Raw genomic sequence first — 518 nt, forward strand, 5'->3', positions numbered from 1 at the left:
CCAGGTGTAGCGGTGAAATGCGTAGAGATCTGGAGGAATACCGGTGGCGAAGGCGGCCCCCTGGACGAAGACTGACGCTCAGGTGCGAAAGCGTGGGGAGCAAACAGGATTAGATACCCTGGTAGTCCACGCCGTAAACGATGTCGACTTGGAGGTTGTGCCCTTGAGGCGTGGCTTCCGGAGCTAACGCGTTAAGTCGACCGCCTGGGGAGTACGGCCGCAAGGTTAAAACTCAAATGAATTGACGGGGGCCCGCACAAGCGGTGGAGCATGTGGTTTAATTCGATGCAACGCGAAGAACCTTACCTGGTCTTGACATCCACAGAACTTTCCAGAGATGGATTGGTGCCTTCGGGAACTGTGAGACAGGTGCTGCATGGCTGTCGTCAGCTCGTGTTGTAGAAATGTTGGGTTAAGTCCCGCAACGAGCGCAACCCTTATCCTTTGTTGCCAGCGGTCCGGCCGGGAACTCAAAGGAGACTGCCAGTGATAAACTGGAGGAAGGTGGGGATGACGTC

Annotated in this window: 1 rRNA gene; it reads left to right on the top strand. The window is 55.8% G+C overall.

Annotated elements, in window-relative coordinates:
* Positions 1-518, top strand: a 16S ribosomal RNA gene (locus CRI63_RS23705); the annotation flags it as partial.

It is taken from the genome of Escherichia sp. E2661 (genome assembly GCF_004745185.1).
In the GTDB taxonomy this organism is placed as follows: domain Bacteria; phylum Pseudomonadota; class Gammaproteobacteria; order Enterobacterales; family Enterobacteriaceae; genus Escherichia.